General features: G+C 31.8%; 12 protein-coding genes. All 12 read left to right on the top strand.

Annotation, left to right across the window (positions count from 1 at the left end; translation table 11 throughout):
• Positions 1 to 8: 8 nt before the first annotated feature.
• The gene (locus KI686_RS13695; protein WP_237589888.1) at positions 9 to 2,792 is read left to right on the top strand and encodes a heparinase II/III domain-containing protein; all 2,784 of its coding nucleotides are present in this window, start codon (positions 9 to 11) and stop codon (positions 2,790 to 2,792) included.
• A gap of 13 nt (positions 2,793 to 2,805) precedes the next feature.
• Positions 2,806 to 5,976: an alpha/beta hydrolase fold domain-containing protein gene (locus KI686_RS13690; protein WP_237589887.1), complete on the top strand. Its 3,171-nt coding sequence runs from the start codon at positions 2,806 to 2,808 to the stop codon at positions 5,974 to 5,976.
• A gap of 264 nt (positions 5,977 to 6,240) precedes the next feature.
• Positions 6,241 to 7,605, top strand: coding sequence for an alpha-L-fucosidase (locus tag KI686_RS13685; protein ID WP_237589886.1), 1,365 nt, complete (start codon positions 6,241 to 6,243; stop codon positions 7,603 to 7,605).
• A 322-nt stretch (positions 7,606 to 7,927) separates the two neighbouring features.
• Positions 7,928 to 8,611: a sulfatase-like hydrolase/transferase gene (locus KI686_RS13680; RefSeq protein WP_237589885.1), complete on the top strand. Its 684-nt coding sequence runs from the start codon at positions 7,928 to 7,930 to the stop codon at positions 8,609 to 8,611.
• Positions 8,607 to 9,488 (top strand): sulfatase-like hydrolase/transferase, encoded by an 882-nt coding sequence (locus tag KI686_RS13675; RefSeq protein WP_368735874.1) that lies wholly within the window; start codon positions 8,607 to 8,609, stop codon positions 9,486 to 9,488. The genes KI686_RS13680 and KI686_RS13675 overlap by 5 nt, the downstream gene beginning before the upstream one ends.
• A gap of 446 nt (positions 9,489 to 9,934) precedes the next feature.
• Entirely contained in the window at positions 9,935 to 11,896 is a 1,962-nt protein-coding gene (locus KI686_RS13670) for a hypothetical protein (protein WP_237589884.1), read from the top strand.
• A 3-nt stretch (positions 11,897 to 11,899) separates the two neighbouring features.
• The gene (locus tag KI686_RS13665) at positions 11,900 to 14,404 is read left to right on the top strand and encodes a glycoside hydrolase family 95 protein (RefSeq protein WP_237589883.1); all 2,505 of its coding nucleotides are present in this window, start codon (positions 11,900 to 11,902) and stop codon (positions 14,402 to 14,404) included.
• A gap of 9 nt (positions 14,405 to 14,413) precedes the next feature.
• Entirely contained in the window at positions 14,414 to 15,853 is a 1,440-nt protein-coding gene (locus KI686_RS13660; protein WP_237589882.1) for a hypothetical protein, read from the top strand.
• Positions 15,854 to 15,863: 10 nt separating this feature from the next.
• Positions 15,864 to 18,509, top strand: a complete 2,646-nt coding sequence (locus KI686_RS13655) for a glycoside hydrolase family 31 protein (RefSeq protein WP_237589881.1) — start codon at positions 15,864 to 15,866, stop codon at positions 18,507 to 18,509.
• Positions 18,510 to 18,744: 235 nt separating this feature from the next.
• Positions 18,745 to 20,280: a sulfatase-like hydrolase/transferase gene (locus KI686_RS13650; RefSeq protein WP_262914003.1), complete on the top strand. Its 1,536-nt coding sequence runs from the start codon at positions 18,745 to 18,747 to the stop codon at positions 20,278 to 20,280.
• A gap of 85 nt (positions 20,281 to 20,365) precedes the next feature.
• A complete protein-coding gene (locus KI686_RS13645) occupies positions 20,366 to 23,869 on the top strand; it encodes a COG1470 family protein (RefSeq protein ID WP_237589879.1) in 3,504 nt (1,167 codons plus the stop codon).
• Positions 23,870 to 23,884: 15 nt separating this feature from the next.
• The gene (locus tag KI686_RS13640; RefSeq protein ID WP_237589878.1) at positions 23,885 to 25,291 is read left to right on the top strand and encodes a right-handed parallel beta-helix repeat-containing protein; all 1,407 of its coding nucleotides are present in this window, start codon (positions 23,885 to 23,887) and stop codon (positions 25,289 to 25,291) included.
• Positions 25,292 to 25,337: the final 46 nt, after the last annotated feature.

Raw genomic sequence — 25,337 nt, 5'->3', positions numbered from 1 at the left:
AGTAGTCTATGAAACGAATTTTAATATTTACAGTTCTATTTTTTGTCTCTTTTTTTACATGGGGACAACAATTAGAGCATCCAAGAATTTATACCACTAATGATTCTAAAACGGCGTTTTTAGAACGAATAGCCAATACGCCTTGGAAAAATTTTTTTTTAGATAAGAAAAAAGAAAACTTAGATAAATATTTAAATTATGTTGCAGAAGATGCTACTTGGTTGGTGTCTAGATTGCAAATGAATTGGAAAACCAAGCATGATAAAGTTTTTTTAAAAGGAGGAGATTTTCATCATTCTGAAGGAAAAGCTCCTGTACCTACAGTTCGTTTTTCGGGTACTAGAGATTGGGCAACAAATTACAATACACCAAAGTTAGAAGAGGTAATACCTTATTTAGATGATGAAAGAGGATTTTATGTAACGCATAAAAAAACGCATCAAAAAGAATGGGTTAAAGCTGCTGAAACAGGTCATATGATAGAGAATATAAATGCTAGAATTATGAGTTTGGTACAAGATGCTGCTTTTTTATATTGGGTAACCGGAGATAAAAAATATGCAGAATTTGCAAAGCCAGTTTTTGAAACCTACATACTTGGCATGTATTACAGAGAAGCACCTGTAGATTTAGAGAACGGAAATCAGCAAGGAATTTCTGGATTGGCAACATTTGAAGTTATTCACGAAAAAATATTGATCAACTTAATTACTACGTATGATTTTTTGTATGATTATTTTAAAGAAGAAAAAGTAGATTTAGAAAAAACAGCAGCAGTTTTTCAAAGATGGGGAGATCAAATTATAGAAAAAGGAATACCAGATAATAACTGGAATTTGTTTCAAGCAAGATTTTTAACTTATGTGGCATTAATTTTAGATGAGAACAAAGCTTATCAAAATAAAAAAGGAAGAGAATATTTTTTAGAATATACATTTAATACTTCTACAGCTAGGCAATTATCTGTAAAAGAATCTTTGTTGGTGTACGATCAAAAAAGTGGTATTTGGCCAGAATGTCCTTCGTATTCTGTACATGTAATTACAACTCTTTTAGACATTTTTACGCTATTAGATAACGCTACAAATAGGAACGAACTGTCTAATTTTCCTATGATTGAAAAAGCAGCTTTGGCATCTTTTAATTATTTGTTTCCAAGCGGTTATTTATTGGGTTTTGGAGATTCTGGGCACAAATCAATTCCGCCAGAAAATTTTGAGCTGTTAATTTCTAATTATCGAAAATATCAGAATAAAGAAAAAGAAGAAAATATTACCAACTTATTAGCCGAAATTATTAAAAAAGGAGAATACAAAAGAAAAGCAAATAGTTTGTTTGAGCTGTTTTTTTATGTGGATGAGTTAGCGATAGATAAAGAAACAAAAGCAGATATAAGTAAAATGGTTTCTCCTACTTTTTACAGTGCTAACGTAAGTTTATTTAACCAAAGATTAGGAAAAGGAAATGATGCAACAATGGTTGCTACTGTTGGTTCTTATGGAAATCATTCTCATGCAAATGGAATTTCTTTAGAGTTGTTTGCCAACAATTATGTTTTAGGACCAGATTCTGGAAAAGGGTCTAGTTATTGGCATTCAGATTTTAAAGAATATTATTCAAAATTTGCAGCACACAATACGGTTATCGTCGATGGAAAATCCGATTATCAAGCCATGAGAGGATATCATCCTTTTGTGTTAGAACAAAGTTTCCCTAAATCGGGAGAAGTTACAAATTTTAAGATGCTTACTTTTTCTAACGTTTCTTTTTTTGAGCCTAAAACCAAATCGAAGCAACAAAGGTTTACAGCAATTGTAAAGGGAAACCAAGCTAAAAGTTATATTGTTGATGTTTTTAGATCTAAAAAACAAGCAGGAGGAATACAAAGACACGATTATTTGTATCATAATTTAGGGCAATCTTTAGAGTTATTAAGTGTAAACGGAAATGCATTAAAGTTGCAGGCAACAGATGATTTTGGAAGTAAGCATGGAGATATTAAAGGGTTTGATTATTTGTCTAGTAAAAAGAAAGCAAGCACAGATAAAGATGTACAAGCTATTTTTAGATTGCAAGAAAAAAATAAGTCAGATAATTTAATGAAAATTTGGGTAAAAGGAAGCCAAAAACAAAGTATATACAAAGCCTTATCGCCAAGGTCTAATGCCATTTCTAAAGGAACAGCACCAATAGAAGTCTTAAAAGATTCTTTAGCTACTTTAATTGTTAAAAGAGAGGCAGAGGCTTGGGACAATCCGTTTGCAATGGTGTTTAATCCTTATATAGACGGAGAGGAAAATCCTATAAAAAATGTATCTTTTGGTACTTCTACAAACAACTTTAGTACTCAAAAAATTGCAGTATTGTTAAGTGATGAAATCACTACAGATTATATGATATTAAATGCATCTGAAGAAGAAGTGGTAGAAGAAAAAGAATTTTATCAAAAAGGATTGTTCTCTATTAAAAGAAAAATAAAAGACAGCAATGCTATAGATTACCTATTTTTATCTGGCATGTACAAATACGAATCTGATGGTTGGCAAATTATAGCTTCTGGCTTGCCTATAAATATTGCGATTGAAAGTACAGCGAATGGTTTTGAAATAGAAAATAGCGATGCAGCATTGATTCGAATTCCGTTTTTAAATGGAAAAAAATCAGCAGAATTAAAAGTATATGAAAACGGAAAATTGATAAGTAGAAGACAAGGGCAAATTAACAGATCTAACCCAAATCAATTAGAGTTTAGATTGTCTAAAGCCTATGAAAAAGCAGTAATCGTTTATTAAAACGTATAGAAAAATGATGAAAAATTTAATTACAGCAGTATTTTTTTTATTGACATTTACAACTACTAATAGTCAAAATAAAATTGATGTAAATGAAACTTTGCCACAAGAACTTATTTACAAAATAATTGATGGCGATACTTTAAAACTGACGCTTTTTTATCCAAAGAAAGTAAAGAAAAAACAACCCGCTATTGTTTTCTATTTTGGAGGAGGTTGGAAAGGTGGAAGTATTACCCAATTTAAAGATCAAGCAACGTATTTTGCCTCAAGAGGCATGGTGGCTATTTTGGTAGATTACAGAGTAGAAAACAGAAATAAAACAACACCATTTGATGCGGTAAGAGATGCAAAATCTGCCATAAGATATATAAAAACACATGCCAAAGAATTGCATATAGATTCTAAAAAAATAGTAGCATCTGGAGGTTCTGCTGGAGGACATTTGGCAGCAGCAACTACTTTATTAGAAGGTTTAAACGAGCCTAACGAAGATTTGTCTGTAACAACAAAAGTTAGCGCATTAATTTTATACAATCCGGTTATAGACAATGGCAAAGAAGGTTATGGTTTTGAAAGAATTGGCGATAGATATCAAGAGATTTCGCCATTACATAATATTAAAAAGGGAGCACCAGCTACTATTTTCTTTTTAGGCGATAACGACCAACATATTCCTGTTGCAACGGCAGAAAATTACAAAGCAAAAATGGAAGCTGTTGGTAGTAGGTGTGATTTATTTGTGTATAAAAATCAATCTCATGGTTTTTTTAATCAATGGAAAAAAGAAGGAAGAGAGCATTATTTAAAAACCACTTATGAAGCAGATGTGTTTTTAGAATCTTTAGGATATGTAAAAGGAAAACCTACTTTTAAAAAACCAGAAACCATAAACTTGTTAGTGTCTTCTGCTAAAAGTTCTCTAAAAAATGAAGGAACTAAGGGGCAATCATTTTCAAGTATAGAATCTGCTGTAGAACAAGCAAGAGCTTTAAAGTTAAAAAATGAAAACGCAAAGGTAAATATCAATATTCTTCCAGGAGCTTATCATTTAAAAGGGTCTATTAAGATTTCTCCTTTGTTAAACGGATTAACGATAAAAGGGACAAATGCTGATGAGGTAACCATAAAAGGTTCTGTAAAAATCAATTCAAATTGGAAAAAATACAATAAGTCCATTTATGTAACTCCTGTTGCTGAAAATTTAGATTTCGATCAATTAATTGTAAATGAACAACCACAAATTTTAGCTCGTTATCCTAATTATGATGAAGCTTCTCAATATTGGCAAGGTTCTGCTGCAGATGCGATTTCAAAAGAACGTGTTGCTACTTGGCAAAACCCGAAAGGAGGTTTTTTTCATGCTTTACACAGTGGTAAATGGGGAGGATTTCATTACGAGATTACTGGAGTTGATGAAAATGGAGAAGTTACTTTAGAAGGAGGTCAACAAAACAACAGAGGTTCTAAGCCACATAAGGAATTTAGAATGGTAGAAAATGTCTTTGAAGAACTAGACAGTCCGGGAGAATGGTATTTAGACAAAAAAGCACATTTACTGTATTATTGGCCTACAGAAAATGTAAGTATAAATACCGCTACAATAGAGGTTGCAGTACTTAAAGATTTAATTCAGGTTTTAGGAACATTAGAAGAACCGGTAAAGAATGTAACGATTAGCAACCTCAGTTTTAAGTACACAAAACGTACATTTATGGAAAAATACGAACCATTATTGCGTAGTGATTGGTCTATTTATAGAGGAAGTGTTGTCTTTTTTGAAGGTACAGAAAACTGTGTGGTAAAAGATAATGAGTTTGTTTACTTGGGAGGAAATGTAATTATGGCAAGTAAGTACAACAAAGGCTTGCAAGTGTTAGGAAATCATATTCATGATAACGGAGCAAGTGCAGTCTCTTTTGTAGGTGATGCATCTGCAGTACGTTCTCCATCTTTTAATTATAGACAATTTGTAGAACTTTCAGAAATGGATACTGTTACAGGTCCTAAGAATGAATTATATCCTAGAAAATCTTTGGTAAAAGACAATTTAATTCACAGAATTGGGCGTACAGAAAAACAAACAGCAGGTGTGCAAATATCTATGGCTATGGATATTACAGTAAGTTATAACAGCATATACGATGTACCAAGAGCGGGTATTAATATAGGTGATGGAACTTGGGGAGGACATATTTTAGAGTTTAATGATGTGTTTAATACGGTTTTAGAAACCAGTGATCATGGCTCTTTTAATTCTTGGGGAAGAGATCGTTTTTGGCATCCACAACGTGGTAAAATGAACGAAATTACTACGGAACATCCAGATATGTATTTGTGGGATGCCGTAAAAACAACCATTATTAGAAACAACCGTTTTCGTTGCGATCATGGTTGGGATATTGATTTAGATGATGGTTCTTCTAATTATCATATTTATAATAACTTGTTGTTAAATAGTGGTTTAAAGCTGCGTGAGGGTTTTGCCCGTGTAGCAGAAAACAATATCATGGTAAATAATTCTTTGCATCCGCATGTTTGGTTTGCCAATAGTAGAGATGTTTTTAAACATAATATTGTTGCAGATACCTATCAAGATGTTGGTTTATTAGGCTGGGGAAAAGAATTAGATTATAATTTGTTTCCTAACGAAGAATCGATGATGAAGCCTCAAATTTATAATAGAGATTTGCATAGTATTTATGGAGATCCGATGTTTAAAAATCCATCTGAATTAGATTTTACAGTAGCAGAAAATTCACCAGCAATTAAAATAGGTTTTAAGAATTTCCCTATGAATAAATTTGGTGTTCAAAAAGCAAGTTTAAAAAAGATTGCTAAAACACCAGAAGTTCCTGTAATAAAAGATCCATCAGAAAATAAAAGTAGTCCTGTTGTTGCTTGGTTGCGTAACAATATTAAAAGTGTAGATTCAGAGCAAGAACAATCTGCTTACGGATTAAATACACCAGAAGGTGTTATTATTTTACGTATCTGGAAACCAAGCCCAGCTGTACAAAATAACGGAATTAAAAAAGGAGATGTTATTTTACAAGCAGGAGGAAAAAAAGTAAAGAATGTGCAAGATTTCTTTAAAATAAATGTTGAAAACAAAACAGATATTTTAGACCTTGTGGTGATGAGAAATCAATCAGAAAAAAAATTAACAATTAGAGTAAAATAAAATTAGATAAGAACATTTTGCAACATCTTTGTAATTGATATAATAAAGACCTTTTTTATTTTTAGGTTTTAGATTAAAAATCATTAAATGCTTGTTTTTAATAGGATAAAAGGACTATATAAATCATAATTTATAGAAGATGAACCATTATTTAAACAGAAAAAGATTAAAAAACGATAACATTGTAACAACATGATAAATGGGTTGCAATGTTATTTTTTTATAGTGTTGTAAAAAAGAAAACCAAATTAAAATTTAATAAGAATGTTAAAAAAATCTTTATTAGTATTATTTGTAGCTATTTTCTGTTTGGGAAATGCAAATGCACAAAAAAAATCGAAAGTAAAAAAGCTTTCTGATGATGAAAGAATGGAGTGGTGGAGAGACTCTAAGTTTGGTATGTTTATTCATTGGGGAGCATACTCTATAATTGGTGGAGAACGCGGAACTAAAATTGCTGGCGGAGGAGCAGAATGGGCTATGGATAAATTAGATTATACAATAGAAGAGTATGAAAAATATCCAAAAATGTTTAACCCAGAATTGTTTGATGCAGATGCTTGGGTAACTATGGCAAAAGAAGCTGGTATGAAATATATTGTACTAACCTCTAAACATCACGAAGGTTTTGCTTTATGGGACTCTAAAGTATCTAAATATGATGTTATGGATGCTTCTCCTTTTAAACGAGATATTATTAAAGAATTATCTGAAGCGTGTAAAAAACAAGGTATTGTGTTTTGTTTTTATTATTCAATTGTAGATTGGCATCATCCACAAGCACAAGGAAACTTATATCCAAATTATAATATTTCTCAACATGATGATCCATCGGTTGTAAACCCAGAATTCCCAGAGTATTACGAGAATTATATGAAACCACAAGTTGGTGAGTTATTAAAAAATTATGGAGATATTGGTGTAGTTTGGTTTGATGGTGATTGGATTTCTGATTATACCACAGAAATGGGTAAAGATTTGTATAAATACATAAGAGATATTCAACCAAATACAATTGTAAATAATAGAGTAGACAAAGGTAGAACAGGAATGGATGGAATGAACAACAAACCAGGACAGTTTGCCGGAGATTTTGGTACACCAGAACAAGAAATTCCTGATACAGGAATAGATTCTGATTGGGAAGCTTGTATGACAATGAATGGTTCTTGGGGATACAAACCATCGGATAATAATTGGAAAAGTAGTGAAGATTTAATAGAGAAATTGGTAGATATTGTATCTAAAGGAGGAAACTTTTTATTAAATATTGGTCCTGATGGATTTGGACGTTTTCCATCAGAAAGTATAAGACGCTTAAAAGCAATGGGAGAATGGACAAAGAAAAATGGAGAAGCTATTTATGGAGCATCTGCTAGTCCTTACGAAAAACCAAAATGGGGACGTTACACAACTAAAGATGGTGTTTTATATGCTCATGTTTTTAACTGGCCAACATCAGGAACTTTAAAATTACACAAAGATATTAAAGTTAAAAAAGCCACTATTTTAACAGATCCTAAAACCGAGTTAACAACATTGGCAACTTCTAGAGAGGTTTTAGTTGATGTACCAATGTTAGCACCAGATGCTACAGTAACAGTCGTTAAAATTGAGTTAGCAAAATAGATTATTTAGATCTTATAATATTGTAAAACAGGCAAACATCGTTTAAGGTGTTTGCCTGTTTTATTTATAATAATAAAAAGAAAGTTATTTAAATTAAAGATTCAGTTTAACAAAACCAGAAGATGATTATTCTACGATGTAAAATGATGATAAAGACAATTAAAAAGATGTAAAATAAACTGTATTAGAGGTAATAGTTTATATAGATTGAACCATGAGTTAACAGGTTTTTCGCTAAAAATAAATAACATTGTTAGTACCTTAAATCAAATAAAAGAAGTTGCCAACGTAATTGTAAAAAATAATAATTGATAATTAAAAAATGAAAAGTATATTAAAAATAACCATTCTTATAAGCGTTTTCTCGTTGGTTTCTTGTAAACCAGAAAAATTATCAGAAGAAAAGAAACCCAATATTGTAATTATTTATACTGATGATCAAGGTTACGGAGATGTAAGTGCATTAAATCCAGAAGCCAAGTTTTCTACGCCAAATATGGATCGATTGGTTAACGAAGGAATCACTTTTACAGACGGGCATAGTAGTGATGCAGTTTGTACGCCATCTAGATATAGCTTGTTAACAGGTAGATATAGTTGGAGAACATCTTTAAAAAAAGGGGTTTTAAGAGCAGATGGACCTTGTTTGATAGAAGATGGACGAGTAACAATTGCTTCTTTACTTAAAGAAAAAGGATATAAAACCGCTATGATTGGTAAATGGCATCTTCAAATGGAATTTGAAGGAAAAAGAGGAGAAGGTAGAGATTGGTCTAAACCTTTTACAGATGGCCCCATAGAAAAAGGATTTGATTATTTTTTTGGTGTACCAGCCTCTATGAATTATGGTGTGTTAACCTATTTAGAAAATGACAAAGTGCTTGATCCTCCAATTTTATTTACTAAAAAGAAAATGGACATTACACCACGTACATATAGAATGACACCGCCTTATCAAGAAGAAATTGCCAAAGGATATGTAGAGGTAGCACCGTCGTTTAATTGATGAATATGTTTTAGAAAATTTAACCAATAAAGCTGTAGAATATATTAACAATGCAGCTAAAGAAGACAACCCTTTTTTCTTGTACATGCCTTTAACTAGTCCGCATTTACCGCATTGTACACATCCAGATTTTCAAGGAAAAAGTACTTGTGGAAATTATGGCGATTTTATGCAAGAAACAGATTATCGTGTTGGGCAAGTGCTAGATGCTTTAAAAGCAAATGGTTTAGAAGAGAATACTTTGGTTATTTTTTCTTCGGATAATGGAGCTGAATCTAATTACGTATATCAAAGAGATACCTATAATCATTACAGTAGCATGAATTTTAAAGGAGGTAAAAGAGATATTTATGAAGGAGGACACCGAGTGCCATTTTTAATGCGTTGGCCTAATGTAATTAGTGCGGGAGGAAAAGTAGATATGCCGGTTTGCCAGTCAGATTATTTAGCAACAATTGCAGATATTGTAGGAGCTAAAATTCTGGATAATGCAGGTGAAGATAGTTATAGTTTATATCCTGTTTTAAAGGATACAAAAAATGAGTTAGATACAAACAGAGCAGTTATTCATCATTCTTTTACAGGACATTTTGCAATAAGACAAGGTAAATGGAAGTTGAACATGTTAAGAGGTTCTGGAGGTTCTTTAAAACCTGTATTAATAGAACCCGAAGAAGGAGAAGCATTGTTTGAACTGTATGATTTAGAAAAAGATCCAGGAGAAACAACTAATTTATATTTTAAACATCCAGAAGTTGTACAAAAGCTTCAAGAAAAAATTACTAACATTATAAAAAATGGTCGATCTACAGAAGGAGAACCACAACCATTTGTAAAAGAAAATTGGGAACAATTAACTTGGATGGATGTGAAATAACTCTAATCATTTTTAGTAAAAAATAGACTACAAGTCAGTTTTTAAGAAATCTTATTTTTTCATTTTTTAGAGTAGTAGTAAAAAAGAGGTATCCGCTTTTAAAAGCGAATTTTTTAATTACGTCTTTAGTTATAACGAATTGTCTCCGGTTATTTTCTTCCTATATCCCTTAAAAAATAGAAAAGGGGTATTATTTATAATAAAATGAATTTTGTTTCATATAAATGATTTAATAGTTTTTTTAAAATTGTAATAGTTATCAATAAAAGTCCTGTTAATTTTTTAGATGGATAGATAAAGATTTCTTTGGAGAAAAAAGAAATAAATTGTCTTCTATGGTTGGACCTTTTAAAGATTTAAAATTGGGTGAGAATAAAATAAAGGTATGGCCAAAATAAATTTTAAATATTATATTTAAGCTTATTTAATTTAAATAAATACAGAAAATGAAATCTAAAAATATTTTATCAAACTTACTTTATTGTACCTTCTTTTTTACCTTGTTTTTAATAATTTCTTGTCAGAAAGAAGTTGCCATACAACAAAAACCGCTAAATATTAAAGAGTATTTATCCTTAGCCAATGCAGATACTATATACCCTTCTGCAAAGCAAATAGAAATGCTAAAAAAAGTAATACCACAACAAGCTTTTAAACCGGCTCCTAATATTACAGATAGATCTTATTGGAATAAAATAGCAGCAACTACCTCTGGACAAGCTTATTTAGAAAAAGCAATTACTTTATTACCTAAAGATCCAGAAGTACCAATTACAGATGAAATTTATAGAAGAGCTAATAAAGAAGGAAATAGACCTATTTATAAGCCAAGATATTACAGAACAATGGATCGTTTAGAACATTTTATTTTAGCAGAATGTATCGAAAATAAAGGGCAATTTATTCCACAAATTCATACCTATTCAAAAGCAATTTTAGCAATGAAATCTTGGTTACATCCTAACCATGATGATGACAATAATACTGTTTTAGAAGGCAAAAGAATGACGATTGATTTAGGGGCTAGAAAGTTTGGTTCTGTTTTAGTATTAGCAAAATCTTTATTAGGAGATGTACTTTCTAAGGAGTTGCAAAGTCAAATAAATACAGAATTACAGAGAAGAATTACAGACTCTTATTTGCAAAGTGCCAAAAGATTAGATAAAAATAATAGATGGATTGATGGGCAAAGTAATTGGAATTCTGTATGTACCAGTGGAACTGTTTTTGTGACGATTACCAATTCAAAAAAATATGAAGAACGTTTGGCAACAGTTGGTACAGCAATAAACGGAATGAAATATTATTTAAGTGGTTTTGGAGACGATGGTTATTGTTCTGAAGGTTTGGGATATTGGGGATATGGTTTTGGTCATTATTTGTATTTAGCGCAAATTATATTCGAATATACTGATGGTAAAATAAATTTATTTGAAGGGGAAGATTTTGAAAAACTAAAAAGAGTAGGTAATTTTCCTGAGCATTTTGAAATACAAAATGGAACTTGTGCTCCTTTTGCAGATGGAGTTTCGCATACCTCAAGTAAAGGTAGCAATTTTGCTAGGGTATTATCATCAAAATATTATGGAGCAATAAAACCTAATGAAATTAGATTTGAAGAAGCGGTAGAACAAATTATCGCTTGGAATAATCCAGCATTATTTAGTCCAAATACAACAGAAAATAATCAAAATTCTACTTTAGAAAATCACACGTATTTTGAAGATTTTGGAATGGTTATTTCTAGAGGAAAACAAGAAACTCCTTTTTCGATAGCCGTTAAAGCGGGTCATAATGCAGAAAACCATAACCATAGTGATGTTGGTACTTATATTTTAGTGTTAGATGAAGATTTAATTTCGGGAGATATTGGTGCACCTTCTTACAGAGCTGGTTCTTTCTCTCCGAATAATAAAGCAAGAAGTTCTTGGGGGCATCCGGTTCCTATAATTAATGGAAAATTACAATCTAACGGATATCAATTTAAAGGAGAAGTTTTAGAAACTGTTTTTAAAGAGACTATAGATAAAGTAGTGATGGATTTAAAACCAGCTTACGAATTATCAATGCTAGAATCTTTACAAAGAACGATGATAAATGACAAGTCTGAAAACGGAATTATAACTATAAAGGATGATTTTAAAGCCTCAGAAAAAGTTGATTTTGGAACCGCAATTATGACCTATTCTAAATACGAAATAGTAAATGCAACTACATTAATTTTAACAGGTAAAAACCAAAAAGTAAAAGTAGAAATAAAAAGTACTGGAGGTAAAGTTGCTATTAATCCAGAACCGGTTCCTGTAAAATATTTGAGAGAAGGAAAAGATGCCAAGAGAATTGGTATCGATTTTATAAAACCTTTAAAAGAGGGAACAATTACAATAATTTACACACCAATACTCTAAGAAATGAACAAAAAGAATACCATATTTTCTATAGTTGTACTATCAATTCTTTTGATAGAAAGTGTTTTTACACAACAAAAAAATCCTTTACAACTTTGGTATAATGCACCTGCGGCTGATTGGAATGAAGCTTTGCCATTAGGCAATGGACGTTTAGGCGCAATGGTTTATGGTATTCCAGAACACGAAAATATTCAATTAAATGAAAGTACTCTTTGGGCAGGTGGACCTCATAGAAATGACAATCCAAATGCGAAAGCGGTACTTTCAGAAATTAGAAAATTATTATTTGAGGGTAAATATAAAGAAGCTCATCATTTAGCAAATGCTAAAATTATATCTAAAACATCCCACGGAATGCCTTATGAAACAGTGGGTAATTTAAGATTAGATTTTTTAAATCATCAAAAATATTCTAATTATCATAGAACATTAGATATTAAAAATGCTGTAAATACAACTACTTATACTGTAGATGGTGTAAACTATAAAAGAGAAATATTTACATCTTTTACAGACCAAGTTATTGTTATGCGATTAACTGCGGATAAAAAAGGGAAATTGAGTTTTACTGCAGATATGGATAGACCAGAACCAGCAAAAGTTACGGTGTCTACCGAAGGTAATCATATTTTAAAAATGATTGGTTTTGGTAGCGATAATTTAAATAAAAGATTAGGGAAAGCAGCACCAATTAAAGGAAAAGTAGCATTTGAATCTCGCCTTAAAATTGTAAATGAAGGCGGAAGTATTTCATCAAAAAATAATCAATTAGAAGTTGTTAACGCAGATAGCGTAACACTTTATTTGTCTATTGCTACTAATTTTGTAAACTATCGAGATGTTAGTGCAAATGCTCATCAAAAAGCAGCGGATTACATTGTTAAAGCAGAAAAAAAAGAATACAATCAATTATTAAAAAATCATACTAAATTTTATCAAAATTATTTTAATAGAGTTTCTTTAAATTTAGGAAAATCGGAACAAGAAGACAAACCTACAGATGTTAGAATTAAAGAATTTAGTACTGTTAACGATCCTAGTTTGGCCGCTTTGTATTTTCAATTTGGACGTTATCTTCTAATTTGTTCCTCGCAACCAGGAGGACAAGCAGCAAATTTACAAGGAATTTGGAACAAAGATTTAACACCACCATGGAAAAGTGCTTATACTGTAAATATTAACACTCAAATGAATTATTGGCCAGCAGAAGTTACTAATTTATCAGAAATGCACGAACCATTAATTCAGTTAATAAAAGACCTTTCTGTAACCGGTAAAGAAACAGCAAAAGTAATGTATGGTGCAGATGGTTGGGTAACACATCACAACACAGACCTTTGGCGTATTGCGGGGCCTGTTGATGGTGCAACTTGGGGAATGTGGACCACAGGAGGAACGTGGTTAGCGCAACATTTATGGGAAAAATACATGTTTAATGGAGATGTAGCATATTTAAAATCGGTATATCCGGCAATGAAAGGAGCTGCTGAATTTTGTTTAAGTTTTTTAACAGAAGATCCAAATGGATATTTGGTGATTTCTCCTACAATTTCTCCAGAACATGGCCCTAAAGGACGCCCAAAAAGTGTAAATATTGTAGAAAGTGCTGCTATGGATAGTCAATTGGTTTTTGATATGTTAACAAAGACAATTGCTGCTGCAAAAATATTAAATGTTGATGCAGAGTTGATAAAGAAAATGAAATTAACTCTAGAAAAGTTACCGCCTTATAAAGTAGGTAAATACAATCAAATACAAGAATGGATGGAAGATTTAGATGATCCAGAAGATGATCATAGACATGTTTCTCATTTATACGGATTGTATCCATCAAATCAAATATCTCCTTATAGAAATCCGATATTATTTAAAGGAGCAGAAAACACTTTAATTCAAAGAGGAGATCCATCAACTGGTTGGTCTATGAATTGGAAAATTAATTTGTGGGCAAGATTGCTAGACGGAAATCATGCGTATAAATTAATGGGAGATCAAATTAAGTTGGTTGGCCGTCCAGATTCTCCGAAAGGAGGAGGAACGTATGCAAATATGTTAGATGCACACCCACCATTTCAAATAGATGGTAACTTCGGATTTACATCTGGGGTTACAGAAATGTTGCTACAAAGTCATGATGGAGCTATCCATTTAGTACCCGCTTTACCAGATGTTTGGCAAGATGGTTTTGTAAAAGGTTTACGAGCTAGAGGTGGTTTTGAAATTGTTTCTTTAGAATGGAAAAAAGGAAAAATTGTAAAAGCGATCTTAAAATCTAAATTAGGCGGTAAACTTAGATTAAGGTCTTATAATGAGTTAAAATTAGAGAATGATAAAAAACTTTCTTTAGCCAAAGGCGTAAATAAAAATCCATTTTATCAATTGCCAGAGATTAAGCAACCAGAAATATCAAAATTAGCAAAAGATGAAAAAGTAAACTTAAAAAAGGTCTTTGAATATGATATAAAAACAAAAATTGGAGAAGAAATTATTTTAGTAGCCAAATAAATTAAAACGATGATAAAATCAAAAAATAACAAGACTGTATTTTTAAAACCATTATTAATATTGAGTTTGTTTTTACTTGCTAACTCAACATTATATGCACAAACTATTGTAACCTCATTAAGTGAATTAATGCCGTTTTTAGATGATGATGATGTTACTGTAAAAATGAAACCAGGAGTATATACAATAACAGCAGAAGATGTAAAAAAGGGATTGTATAAAAAAGAACTGAATTTAAAAAGAGTTAGTAAAATATTATTACTTTTTGAAGGAAACAATAGTACTTACGATTTTACTGGAGTTACCATAAAAATTGATACAAAAGTGCATCAATCTTTTGGTAATTATCAAGTACATGAGCTTCAAATTATAGGAAACAATAATGTTCTTAAAAATTTAACACTTATTGATGATGGTTCTGTACATGATGCACCAACAGCTAGAGCAACAAACATTGTAATGGATGGTTCTTATAATAGAATTGAAGGTTTTACTGTTACAACAAAAGGCTCTTTTCCGTATGGTTATGGAGATGCTTTTGGTAAAGGAGGTAAATCGGTTATAAAACATAGAAAACATAGTGCTTGTTTAATAAGAGGAGAATCGAATCATCTTAAAAATTCAACATTTTTTCACAGAAGTTATGGGCATTGTATTTTTATGCAAGGGGCAAACAATCCTCTAATAGAAGGATGTTATGTAGAAGGAGAAGTTAGAAAAACAGACGATATGTTAGCGGAAGCAGGTACAGGTTCTCCTGCAGATAAAGTTGATTTTATGACAGTTTGGGGATATAAATTACCCGCAGGATATATGTTAAGTACCGGAGAAGCTGGTATACGTGCTTATGATGGAGGTGAAACAATAATAGACGGAAAAACGTATAATAGAGGAACTTCTAACCCAACAGTAAAAAATTGTGTCGTAAAAAATATGAGAACTGGTGTTACCATTGCTCATGCAACAGGTAAAAAATACGTAGAAAATTGTACTTCTTTGGGTAATGAAAATGGATTTTCTTTAGGTTCTGGTACGGTAGTTAATTGTAGAGCAGATGTAATTTATGGACCCGCTTATGCTTCTACATACGAAAGAGATGTGGCTTACAATGCAGATATTACTATTTTATCATCTACAGAAGAGTATTATAATGGTTCTGGTAATATCGCATATATTGGTGGTAGTACACATAAAATTATTTTACGTGGTTCTAATCAAGGAGTAGAAAAAGGATTAAAAATAAGTGTTGGTGGAGATAAGAACAATATTCGTTTGCAAAATGGGAATTTACCAAAGCAAAATAATTTTAAAGGATCTGATTTTGAGTTGATAAACCTTACCAATTTTCCTGTTTTTTTATCTGATAAAAGTATAGGGATTTTTGGACAATCTTTAGGAGAGGTTTCTAATTATGGCACTGATAACTTATTAGAATTTATTGAAGAATAAAAAGGATATTATGAAAAAGAGACAAAATCTTAGGTTTATTCATATGTCTATTTTATTGTTGATGGTAATAGGATGCCAATCAAAATTTAGATATCAAGTAGAAAAATTAGACAATGGTATTACCATTAAAAAAGATAGTACTCTTATTTCAATAGAAGTGATTAATGAATCCATCATTCATGTACACAAAATAAAAGAAGATAGTAAGGCAACCACCATTCCAGATTATGTAACTGTTTTAGAGCCTCAAAATATAGCATGGGATTTTACGGAAACTGAAGATAGTGTAAGCGTTAGTACGGAAAATGTAACCGTATTTGTAAATAGTGATGGAACTATTGAGTATCAAACAAAAGACAATCAACCATTATTGGCAGAAACTAACAAAAATACTTTTATAAGAGCTAACACTACAGATGAGCATAGTGTTTCTCAGGCTTTTGTAGCGGGAGATGAAGGTTTATATGGATTGGGTCAGTTTCAAAGTGGTATTATGAACTGGAAAAATGTACCTATTCGTTTGCAACAATACAATCAAGAAATTGCCATTCCGTTTTTGGTATCTACCAAAGGATATGGAATCTATTGGCACAATTACAGCCTTACAGATTTTAACAATCCTGAAAACGAAATTGAGTTTGAAACTGTAGAAGAAGTTGTAGAAGAAAACAAACAAGAACAAGTAGTGCCTGCAAATGGTGAAAAAGAAAATGTAGCCGCTTATGCAGCCAAAGAAGCTAAGAAAAAAAATATTAGAGAAACTACTTTTACCCCCACTAAAACAGGAGAGTATACATTTTTAGCTTTGAGTGATCATAAAGGTCGTATGAGAGGTGAAATTAATGTAAGTATAGACAATGATCCTGTTATAAACTATTCAACTATTTGGATGCCAAGAAGATATTCTGGTAAAAAATATTTAGAAGCGGGTAAAACATACAAAGTTGTTTTCCAGAATACTGGAGCAAAAATACCAGGGAAGTTATTCTACAACGAACCAGATTTTAACAAAACTGTTTTTAGTAGTATTAAAGGAAATGCCATAGATTACTATTTCGTTTATGGAGAAAATCCAGGGACTGCAATTGCTAATTATCAAGATTTAACAGGAAAAGCACCCATGTTCTCTAAAAAATCTTACGGATTTTGGCAGTGTAGAGAAAGATATCACAATCAGGAGGAGTTGCTAGAAAATGCTCGTGAAATGAGAGAAAGAAAAATTCCTGTAGACAATATTGTGCAAGATTGGTTTTATTGGCCAAAAGGAACCAAAGGACCTGAGTGGGATAGAGCAAAATACCCAGATCCTAATGCAATGGTGGATGAGTTAAAAAAACTGAATTTAAATTTAATGGTTTCTGTATGGCCAGAGGTAAAAAACAAAGCATTAGAAGAAAAATACGGATTGACGAAGATAGAAAGCAGCAATTACGTAGATATTTATGATAAAAAAGTAAGCGATCAATTTTATAGAGCTTTAAGTGATTCTATGTTTCATAAAGGAGTAAAATCTATTTGGTTAGATGGAACAGAACCAGAAGGAGTAAACGATACTAGTGTAGGAACTGCTGTAGGACCTTATAAAGAAGTCCAGAATCCTTATTCGTTGTTGGTTACAAAAACTATGTACGAAGGGAGAAGAAAGGAATACCCAATGGAGCGTGTGTTTAATTTAACTCGTTCAGCCTATGCAGGACAACAACGTTACGGAGCAACTTCTTGGTCTGGTGATGTTGAAGCTTCTTGGGAACAATTTTCAGAGCAAATAGCAGCAGGTTTAAACTTTACCATGGCAGGAGTACCTTATTGGACTCATGATATTGGTGGTTTTTTTAGAGATTCTAAATCCATCAATCCACAGTTTGACAATCAATATACAAACCCCGAATACATAGAATTGTTAACTCGTTGGTTTCAGTTTGGTGCTTTTAGTCCCATTTTTAGAATTCACGGTTACGTCTCAGAAACAGAAATTTGGAGATATAATGATGCTTTTGAAAGTACTGCACGCAAGTTTATCGATTTACGTTACCAATTAATGCCATATATTTATTCTCAAGCATGGCAAATTACCAACAACAGTAAGCAGCTTATGAGTCCGTTAGTTTATCATTATCCAAATGATAAAAATACTTGGGGTATTAAAGATCAGTTCTTTTTTGGAGAATCTTTAATGGTAGGTTTTGTTACAGAATATCAGCAAAGAACAAAGAATATGTATTTACCTGAAGGAGTTTGGTACAATTACTGGACAAACGAAAAAATTATAGGCGGTAAAACTGTTAATGTAAAAGCTGAGTTAGAAGAAACAGCAATATTTGTAAAAGAAGGTACTATTTTACCTCTCGGACCAAAAGTTCAATATGCAAATCAGCCAACCAAAGATCCTCTTAAAATTTGTATATATCCAGGTAAAGATGCAGAGTTTACTTTATATTTTGATGATAACGAAAGTTATGAATATGAAAAAGGAATTTATTCTGAAGTTGTTTTTTCTTATTCAGAAAAAGATAAAAAGCTAATCGTTAAAAAAGGAAACGGAGATTATTTTGATTTTAGTATTTCTCCAATAGATTTAGCTGTTTATGTAGTTGGTAAAGATCAAGAAGTAAAGTTACATACTTTTTTAGGAGAAGAATTAAAAGTTCAGTTTTAGTAAAAACGTATAAAACTTAACTAGCTAAAAACCAAAAGGCAATACTAGAGCAAGACTCTTAGTATTGCCTTTTTTGGTTTTTATTTTATACTAAAAGAACCATGTCTTATAACATAATGAACTAGCATCAATTATTTTTACTGTAATAATTGATAGGTAAATAGGTTAAGAATGATTTTTTGAAAAGAATCTTCTCTTAATTAAATTTTAAAAAACCAAAATTTTAAACAAAACGATGAAGTTTTACATATTCTTAATTTATTGTTTGTTGGTATTACAATTATGCAATGGTCAATCCTCAACAAAAAAAATAACAAAACAACCAAACATTATTTTTTTAATGACAGATGATCAGAGATGGGATAATATGGGATGTTATGGGCGTCCAGAATTTTACACTCCCAATTTAGATAAATTAGCAAAAGAAGGAGTTGTTTTTGACAATGCTTTTTATGCGGTAGCCATTTGTATGCCAAGTCGTGTAACCATGATGACAGGGAGATACAATTCAAATCACCGTGTAGGATTTGTTGCTCCGGATGATTATACTTTATCTCAAGCAGATTTTGCAAAAGGATATCCAGCCATACTTAAAAAAGCAGGCTACAGAACAGGGTTTGTTGGTAAAGTTGGTTTTACGGTAACTAAAGAAGCACAAAGACCAAGTATACCGAAACAACATTTTTACAAAGAAAACTTAGGAAACACTTTTGATTTTTTTGCTGGCAGTGAAACCAGACCCGAAAAAGGTTTAGAATTATGGCCAGAAAACGATTTAGATCTGCAAGAAATTTACAAAGAAGATAGACCCAATTCTGGAAGAACTTTAAAAACAGGAGAAGCAATGCTTCGTTTTATAGAAACACAGCCAGATAATCAACCTTTTTGTTTATCGGTGAGTTTTTATGCTGTAAAACATGATTCTAATAATGATATGTTTATGCCACATTTTCAGCAATTTAAAAATGAGGAGTTTTCTGTGCCAGAGAATTATGTAGAAGGAGAAAATGAAAAACTACCAAAAGTAGTAAAAGAGAATGCCAGAGGAGTTTATTTACATCGCCAGCGAACAGCAAAACCAGAACAATATCAACGTTTGGTGCGCAGGTTTGCTACACAAGGTTATTCGGTAGATGACCAAGTAGGAAAGCTTATGGAAAAACTTAAAGAAAGAAACATGTTAGATAATACCATTATTATTTACACTAGTGATAATGGACGTTTTCAAGGAACTCATGGACTTTTTGATAAGTGTTTGCTTTATGATGAAGCTGTAAAAGCGCCATTAATTGTTTATGATGGAAGAAAATCTGCCGCCGAGCGTAGTAGAAGAGAAGATGCCTTAATTTCATCTGTAGATATGGCACCAACCATTGTTTCTTTAGCAGGATTAGAAATTCCTAAAAGTATGCAAGGTAAAGATATTACTGGTGTTTTAAATAAAATGCAAGATCTATCTCAATGGAGAGATATAGTCTTTATGGAAGATTTGTTTTTGGTAGATATGTTTAAAGCAAAAAACAATCCTAAGGCAGATGAAATCAATCAAAAATTAATAGAGGAAAATAAATCTTACAGAGCAAGAGGAGTTAGAACTAAGAAGTGGAAATATTTTGTGTATTACGAACATAATCCTAGAATAGAAGAATTGTATGATGTTGTAAATGATCCTTTAGAACAAAATAATTTAGCTCATAGTAAAGAGCATAAACAAGTATTAAAAGAATTTAGAGAAAAAACAGAAGAGCTTTATAAAAAGATAATTCAGTAAATAATAAAGAGGCTTTTAATAAAGTAGCCAATATTTAAATCAATAAAAAACCGACTATTATCTAGTTTAGAAAATAAAATTTTATATGTTATTTAAAAAAGAATTACAGTGTTTGGCTGTATTGTGCGTGTTTGTTGTAAGTAGTGTTTTTGGGCAAGCCACAAAACATGTTGGAAGTATAAATTTTTCTGATTGGAAAGGTGTAGAAAAAGTGAAAAAAAATGCTGCAATAGTGGCAGAAGGAGATACTATTTCTTATACATATTCCAATCAAAATCGTATTTATTTTCCGGGAATTAAAAGACCTTTTTTAGGAGATGCAGCAAATTGGACAGACTACAAAGGTTTGTCTTTTGAAGTGTATTTTAAAAAAGAAACTTTGGCTAAAATAACAGCTGTTTTTAAAGTAGATTCTTTAGATTATGGAGATTTAAATCCGATAAATACGGCCAATATTCAAGTAAAAGGAAAAGGTTGGCATCAAATATTTATTACTTGGGATCTGTTTGATGTAGATGCAGGTCAAAAAACGGCGACTCTTTTTGCTGTAAAACATGTATTACTAGCTGTATCTTCAAAAGAAAATTCTACTTATCAAATTAAAAATATACAAATAACTAAAGGAGCAACTACTTTTTTGGCAGCGGGTATTAAAGGAAAATCATCTACCGTAGGTAGTAAGGTTAAATATGAAATAGAGGTTGGTAACACAACAGAAAAAGCACAGGCAATTCAGTTAAAAATAGAAAAAAAAGGATGGGAGTCTATGCAAACTAGTATAGAGCCAACTAATTTAAATTTACAACCAGGAGAGATAAAAAAAGCAATTCTAACAGTAAAAATACCCAAACATTTACCTAAAGGAGTTATAGAAACACAAGTTGTTAAAGCCGTTGCAAACGGATTAGGAGCATCTAGCGCTACTATAGAGTTTGTTACAGCAGTAAGTATTCCTTTTCCTAACATTGTTTTTACCAAAGAAGGTTGGGACAAAGTAAGAGCTAAGGTGGATAAATATGATTGGGCAAAAGAAGGACTACAAGATTATATTGATAAAGCAGAAAAATGGAAAGTACCAGACGGAACAGACTTTTCTAATGCAATAGAACGTCCTTTAGGGCAATCTATTTTTAAAACAGATGGTAAAGAAATTTACGCTTGTGCCATTGCTTATCAGCTTACAGGAAACGAAGAATATGCTGCAAAATGTCTAAAATTATTACGAAGATTAATCGATCCTAAAATAGGGTATCCGGCAACTTTGGTAGGAGGTAGTAATTCTTTTGTAGGAGAAGGTAAATTTTGGCAAGCTGTAGGTAGAATGTACGATTTAATTAGAAATAGTCCACAAGTAACTATAGAAGATAAAAGGTTAACAGAAGAAACATTTAGATTGTTTGTAAATCAAACCTTAAAAGGAAATACTAAAGGAGCAATAAGTAATTGGAATGTGGCAGAACTTACAGCAGCTACTTATTGTGCTTTAAATTTACAAGATTGGAATTTAATTAATCAACTATTAAATGGTTCTACAGGTATTTACAAACATCTAGAACATGGTATTATGAATGATGGTTGGTGGTACGAGTGTGCGGTTGGTTATAACACTTGGGTAGCAACAGAATTTACAGAAATAGGATTGGCTTTAGAACCTTGGGGAATTAATTTTAAAGATAGAACTTTTCCTATCGGAACAACCAAACATTTCTCTTTATTATCTAGCAGACGTAAAGGTGGAATTATGGGAATGGAGTTTGAAAAATGGGGAAAAATAGAACGAAATAACGTAAAAATAAAAGACATGTGGGATGCTTCTATTTCTTTTATGGATTTTAGAGGTGTGTTGTTAGCAGTAAATGATGCTGTAGAAGGAAAACTGTCTGGGCAGTCTTATGAATTGGCTTATTATGTGTATAAAGATCCAGAATATGCAGCTATTATTAATAGAGGAGATAAAAGAGATTTATTGTATGGTGTTCCTGATTTACCAAAAGTAACTTCAGAAAAAATGACGGAGTCTGCATATGCAGATAATATGGGAATTGTACAATTACGCTCTCAAGCTAAAGATAGAGAACAATCAGAACAAATACAAGCAGCCATGCATTATGGTTCTCACGGTGGATATCATGGTCATTTTGATAGAACCAACTTGGTACACATGAGTCGTTACGGTCGTAGTTTTTACGGAACTTTAATGTTTTGGTATGGTTACGGAAGCTACTTGTATAAGTTTTGGAAACAAGTATCCTTAAACAAAAACATGGTTGTGGTAGATCAAAAAATGCAACAACCAGTACCTAACACACGTTCGCTATTTCATTCAGGAGAAATGATGCAAGCTTCTGTGGTAGAAACCAATTCTAAATGGAGTTATGCTCCTTATGGAGGGATTAATTACAAACAAGAACAAACCTTTGCCGAAAAAGTGTGGGAAGAAGGAAGGTCTATTCCTATTCCAGAAAATGCTCCAGCGTATTCAGAAGTTACAGGATTTACAGAACCCGTATATCAACGTAGGTTGATGGTAGTTTTAGATGATTATGTATTGTTAGCAGATTATTTAAAAGCAGAAAAAGAACATGAATTTGATTGGATGTTTCAAGCAAAAGGATTTAAAGGAATTCAATCAGAAAACACTCAGTTTTTAAAGCATACCAAACAAATGAACCAAGATCCTTTAGGAAGTGCTCAGTTTATTACAGATTGTAATTGGTATCAAACAGAAGGAACTAGCCGTAGCAAGTTTGAAATGTGTTGGGGAGATGATTGTGATAACGGAGGAGTTAGGTTGCCACACAGCTTAGAGGGATCTCTAAAAATAGATGTATTTAATGCTTGGCCTAAAAAAGCAGAAGTAATGTTTGGTACTTCTACAGAGAGTTTTGGAGTCAACAAAAAAGTACACTATTCAGTAATTGCTGATGGTAAAGAATTGTTAAAAGACAAAACAGGTGCTTGGATTTTAGGTAGCCAAGACATCAGTCTAGAGGTAAGCGGAAAATCTAAAATAGTATTAAAAGCACTTATAGAAGGAAAAAGCAACAACAATACTTTGTTTTGGGGAAATGCAAGGTTTGTGAAGGCAGATGGTTCTGTTGTATATGTATCTGAATTACCAGTTACTTATACCAATGTTTTAGAACCAGAAACCAAAGGCAAAGATTACTACAACGGACCTATAAAAATAGGAGGAGAACCAATGAGTAAATCTACTCCTGCAATGCCAATAAACACTAAAAAAGAAGCAGTAGTTACTATAGATATTTCTCAGTTAGGGGCTGTAAAGTTTGAAGCTACTATCGGTGGAGATTTTCCGTTGGGTGATGAAACTTCTAGGTTAAAATCGATGGCAGTAAGAACTAAAGGAAAAGAAACAAGGTATCTTTCTGTAATAGAACCTTATGAAAATGAATCTTTGGTGAAATCTGTAGAAGCTAAAAACGAAAATGAATTAACCGTTACCTTAAAAGATGGTCGTGTACAACATCTTATTATTGAAAATTTAGAAAGTAAAGATGGTAAAATAAAAGTAACTGTTAAAGAATTAAAAGATGATAAAATAATTAGAGAAGAGCAAACTAACTAAAAATAAGTAACGAATATGAAAAAATATATGCTAACTATATTTGCCGTTTTTTTTATGGGAGTTTTAACTCAGGCTCAAAAAATAAACAAGCAAATACAAGTTATAGAAGTACATACGCTTAAGGATTTTAAAACCTATTTAAAACAAGATAATGTTCATGTAAAACTAAGTCCTGGTAATTATCAAATAGATGATGCTAAGAAAATTAGGTTTTTAGAAATTACCGCTAATAATTCTTATTACGATTTAAGAGGTGCACGTTTTATGGTAGATACCAAGCTGTTTAGTCGTACCGATTTAATTAAAAGTGATGATGGAAACAGTATGTACTGCGCTGTAGAAATTTCTGGAAATCATGTTACTTTAGAAGTATTGTATATCGAAACTTATGGTAATACACCAGGTAGACAAAGTAAAAATAAGATATTTAATATTGTTGGGGAAAATGTTACTTTAAAAGATGTAGAAGTTAGAACCGCTGGTTCTAATCCTTGGGGTTACGGATATTTGTATGGTTTAGGAGGAGGAGATGTTCGTAAAATGAACGGTATTCGTGTAGGATATCCAGCAAAAAATGTAAAATTATTGGGTTGTAAAGTTCATATGCGAGCTATGGGGCATGCAATCTTTTTACAGGGTTCAGAAAATACTCTTATAGAAAATTGTGAGGTAGATGGTTTACTTCGTACAACAGATGCAATCTTGGCAGAAACATCAGGCTATGGTTTCGATAAAAATTTCTATGCAGCTAAAGGCAATTATATAGAAGGTACTATCGTTGCAGAAGATGGTAAAATTTTACCTGGTGAAATAATTTCACTTAGTGAAGATGGCATACGCATGTATCCAGAATATAACGGACATAAAACTAAAAATACCACTATTAAAAGCTGTGTAGTAACTCAAATGCGAAGAGGTATTTGTACCGGATTAAGTACTTCTGGAGATACAATTATAGATTGTGTTGTAAAGGATTGTGTGGCTACGGGTTATAACATAGGTAACAACGATACATTGATTAATTGTAGTGCCAATGCAAGATATGGTGAAGCTTTTTGCATTCCGTATACCAATGCTAAAAACGCCAAAGTAGAGATGACGATATTAGATAGTAGAGATGGATTAGCTAATAATTTACTAGCAAAAATTAATGGAACAGGGCATGAAGTGGTTATTAAAACCAAGGATTCTAAATTTATTCCAGAAACCATGGCAATTAAGTTGTCGGTTTGGGAAGGTTATGGCAATTTTAATGAAAATGCCAAGATGCATGCAACGGATATTTTATTAGAAAATAAAACTTATGCAGAAGTTATTAAATTTAAAAAAACAACAAATGTTAAAATAAAGAGTGTTGGTAAAGTAAGAGAAGCAACAGATTTAGAAAACGAGGTAAATAAAAGTAATCGTACTAAACGATAAAATGCAAGTGAAAAAATATTGCTATTAAAGTTTTATAAGGAGAAAT

The organism is Polaribacter sargassicola (assembly GCF_021991835.1).
GTDB classification, from domain to species: domain Bacteria; phylum Bacteroidota; class Bacteroidia; order Flavobacteriales; family Flavobacteriaceae; genus Polaribacter; species Polaribacter sargassicola.
The sequence above is the reverse complement of the archived record's forward strand: the minus strand, read 5'-3'. Positions and strand labels throughout refer to the sequence as shown.

Coding starts and splice junctions, on each gene's coding strand:
- KI686_RS13670 (WP_237589884.1), top strand. CDS start 9,935: ATGAAATCTAAAAATATTTTATCAAACTTACTTTATTGTACCTTCTTT.
- KI686_RS13690 (WP_237589887.1), top strand. CDS start 2,806: ATGATGAAAAATTTAATTACAGCAGTATTTTTTTTATTGACATTTACA.
- KI686_RS13650 (WP_262914003.1), top strand. CDS start 18,745: ATGAAGTTTTACATATTCTTAATTTATTGTTTGTTGGTATTACAATTA.
- KI686_RS13680 (WP_237589885.1), top strand. CDS start 7,928: ATGAAAAGTATATTAAAAATAACCATTCTTATAAGCGTTTTCTCGTTG.
- KI686_RS13645 (WP_237589879.1), top strand. CDS start 20,366: ATGTTATTTAAAAAAGAATTACAGTGTTTGGCTGTATTGTGCGTGTTT.
- KI686_RS13655 (WP_237589881.1), top strand. CDS start 15,864: ATGAAAAAGAGACAAAATCTTAGGTTTATTCATATGTCTATTTTATTG.
- KI686_RS13665 (WP_237589883.1), top strand. CDS start 11,900: ATGAACAAAAAGAATACCATATTTTCTATAGTTGTACTATCAATTCTT.
- KI686_RS13660 (WP_237589882.1), top strand. CDS start 14,414: ATGATAAAATCAAAAAATAACAAGACTGTATTTTTAAAACCATTATTA.
- KI686_RS13640 (WP_237589878.1), top strand. CDS start 23,885: ATGAAAAAATATATGCTAACTATATTTGCCGTTTTTTTTATGGGAGTT.
- KI686_RS13695 (WP_237589888.1), top strand. CDS start 9: ATGAAACGAATTTTAATATTTACAGTTCTATTTTTTGTCTCTTTTTTT.
- KI686_RS13685 (WP_237589886.1), top strand. CDS start 6,241: ATGTTAAAAAAATCTTTATTAGTATTATTTGTAGCTATTTTCTGTTTG.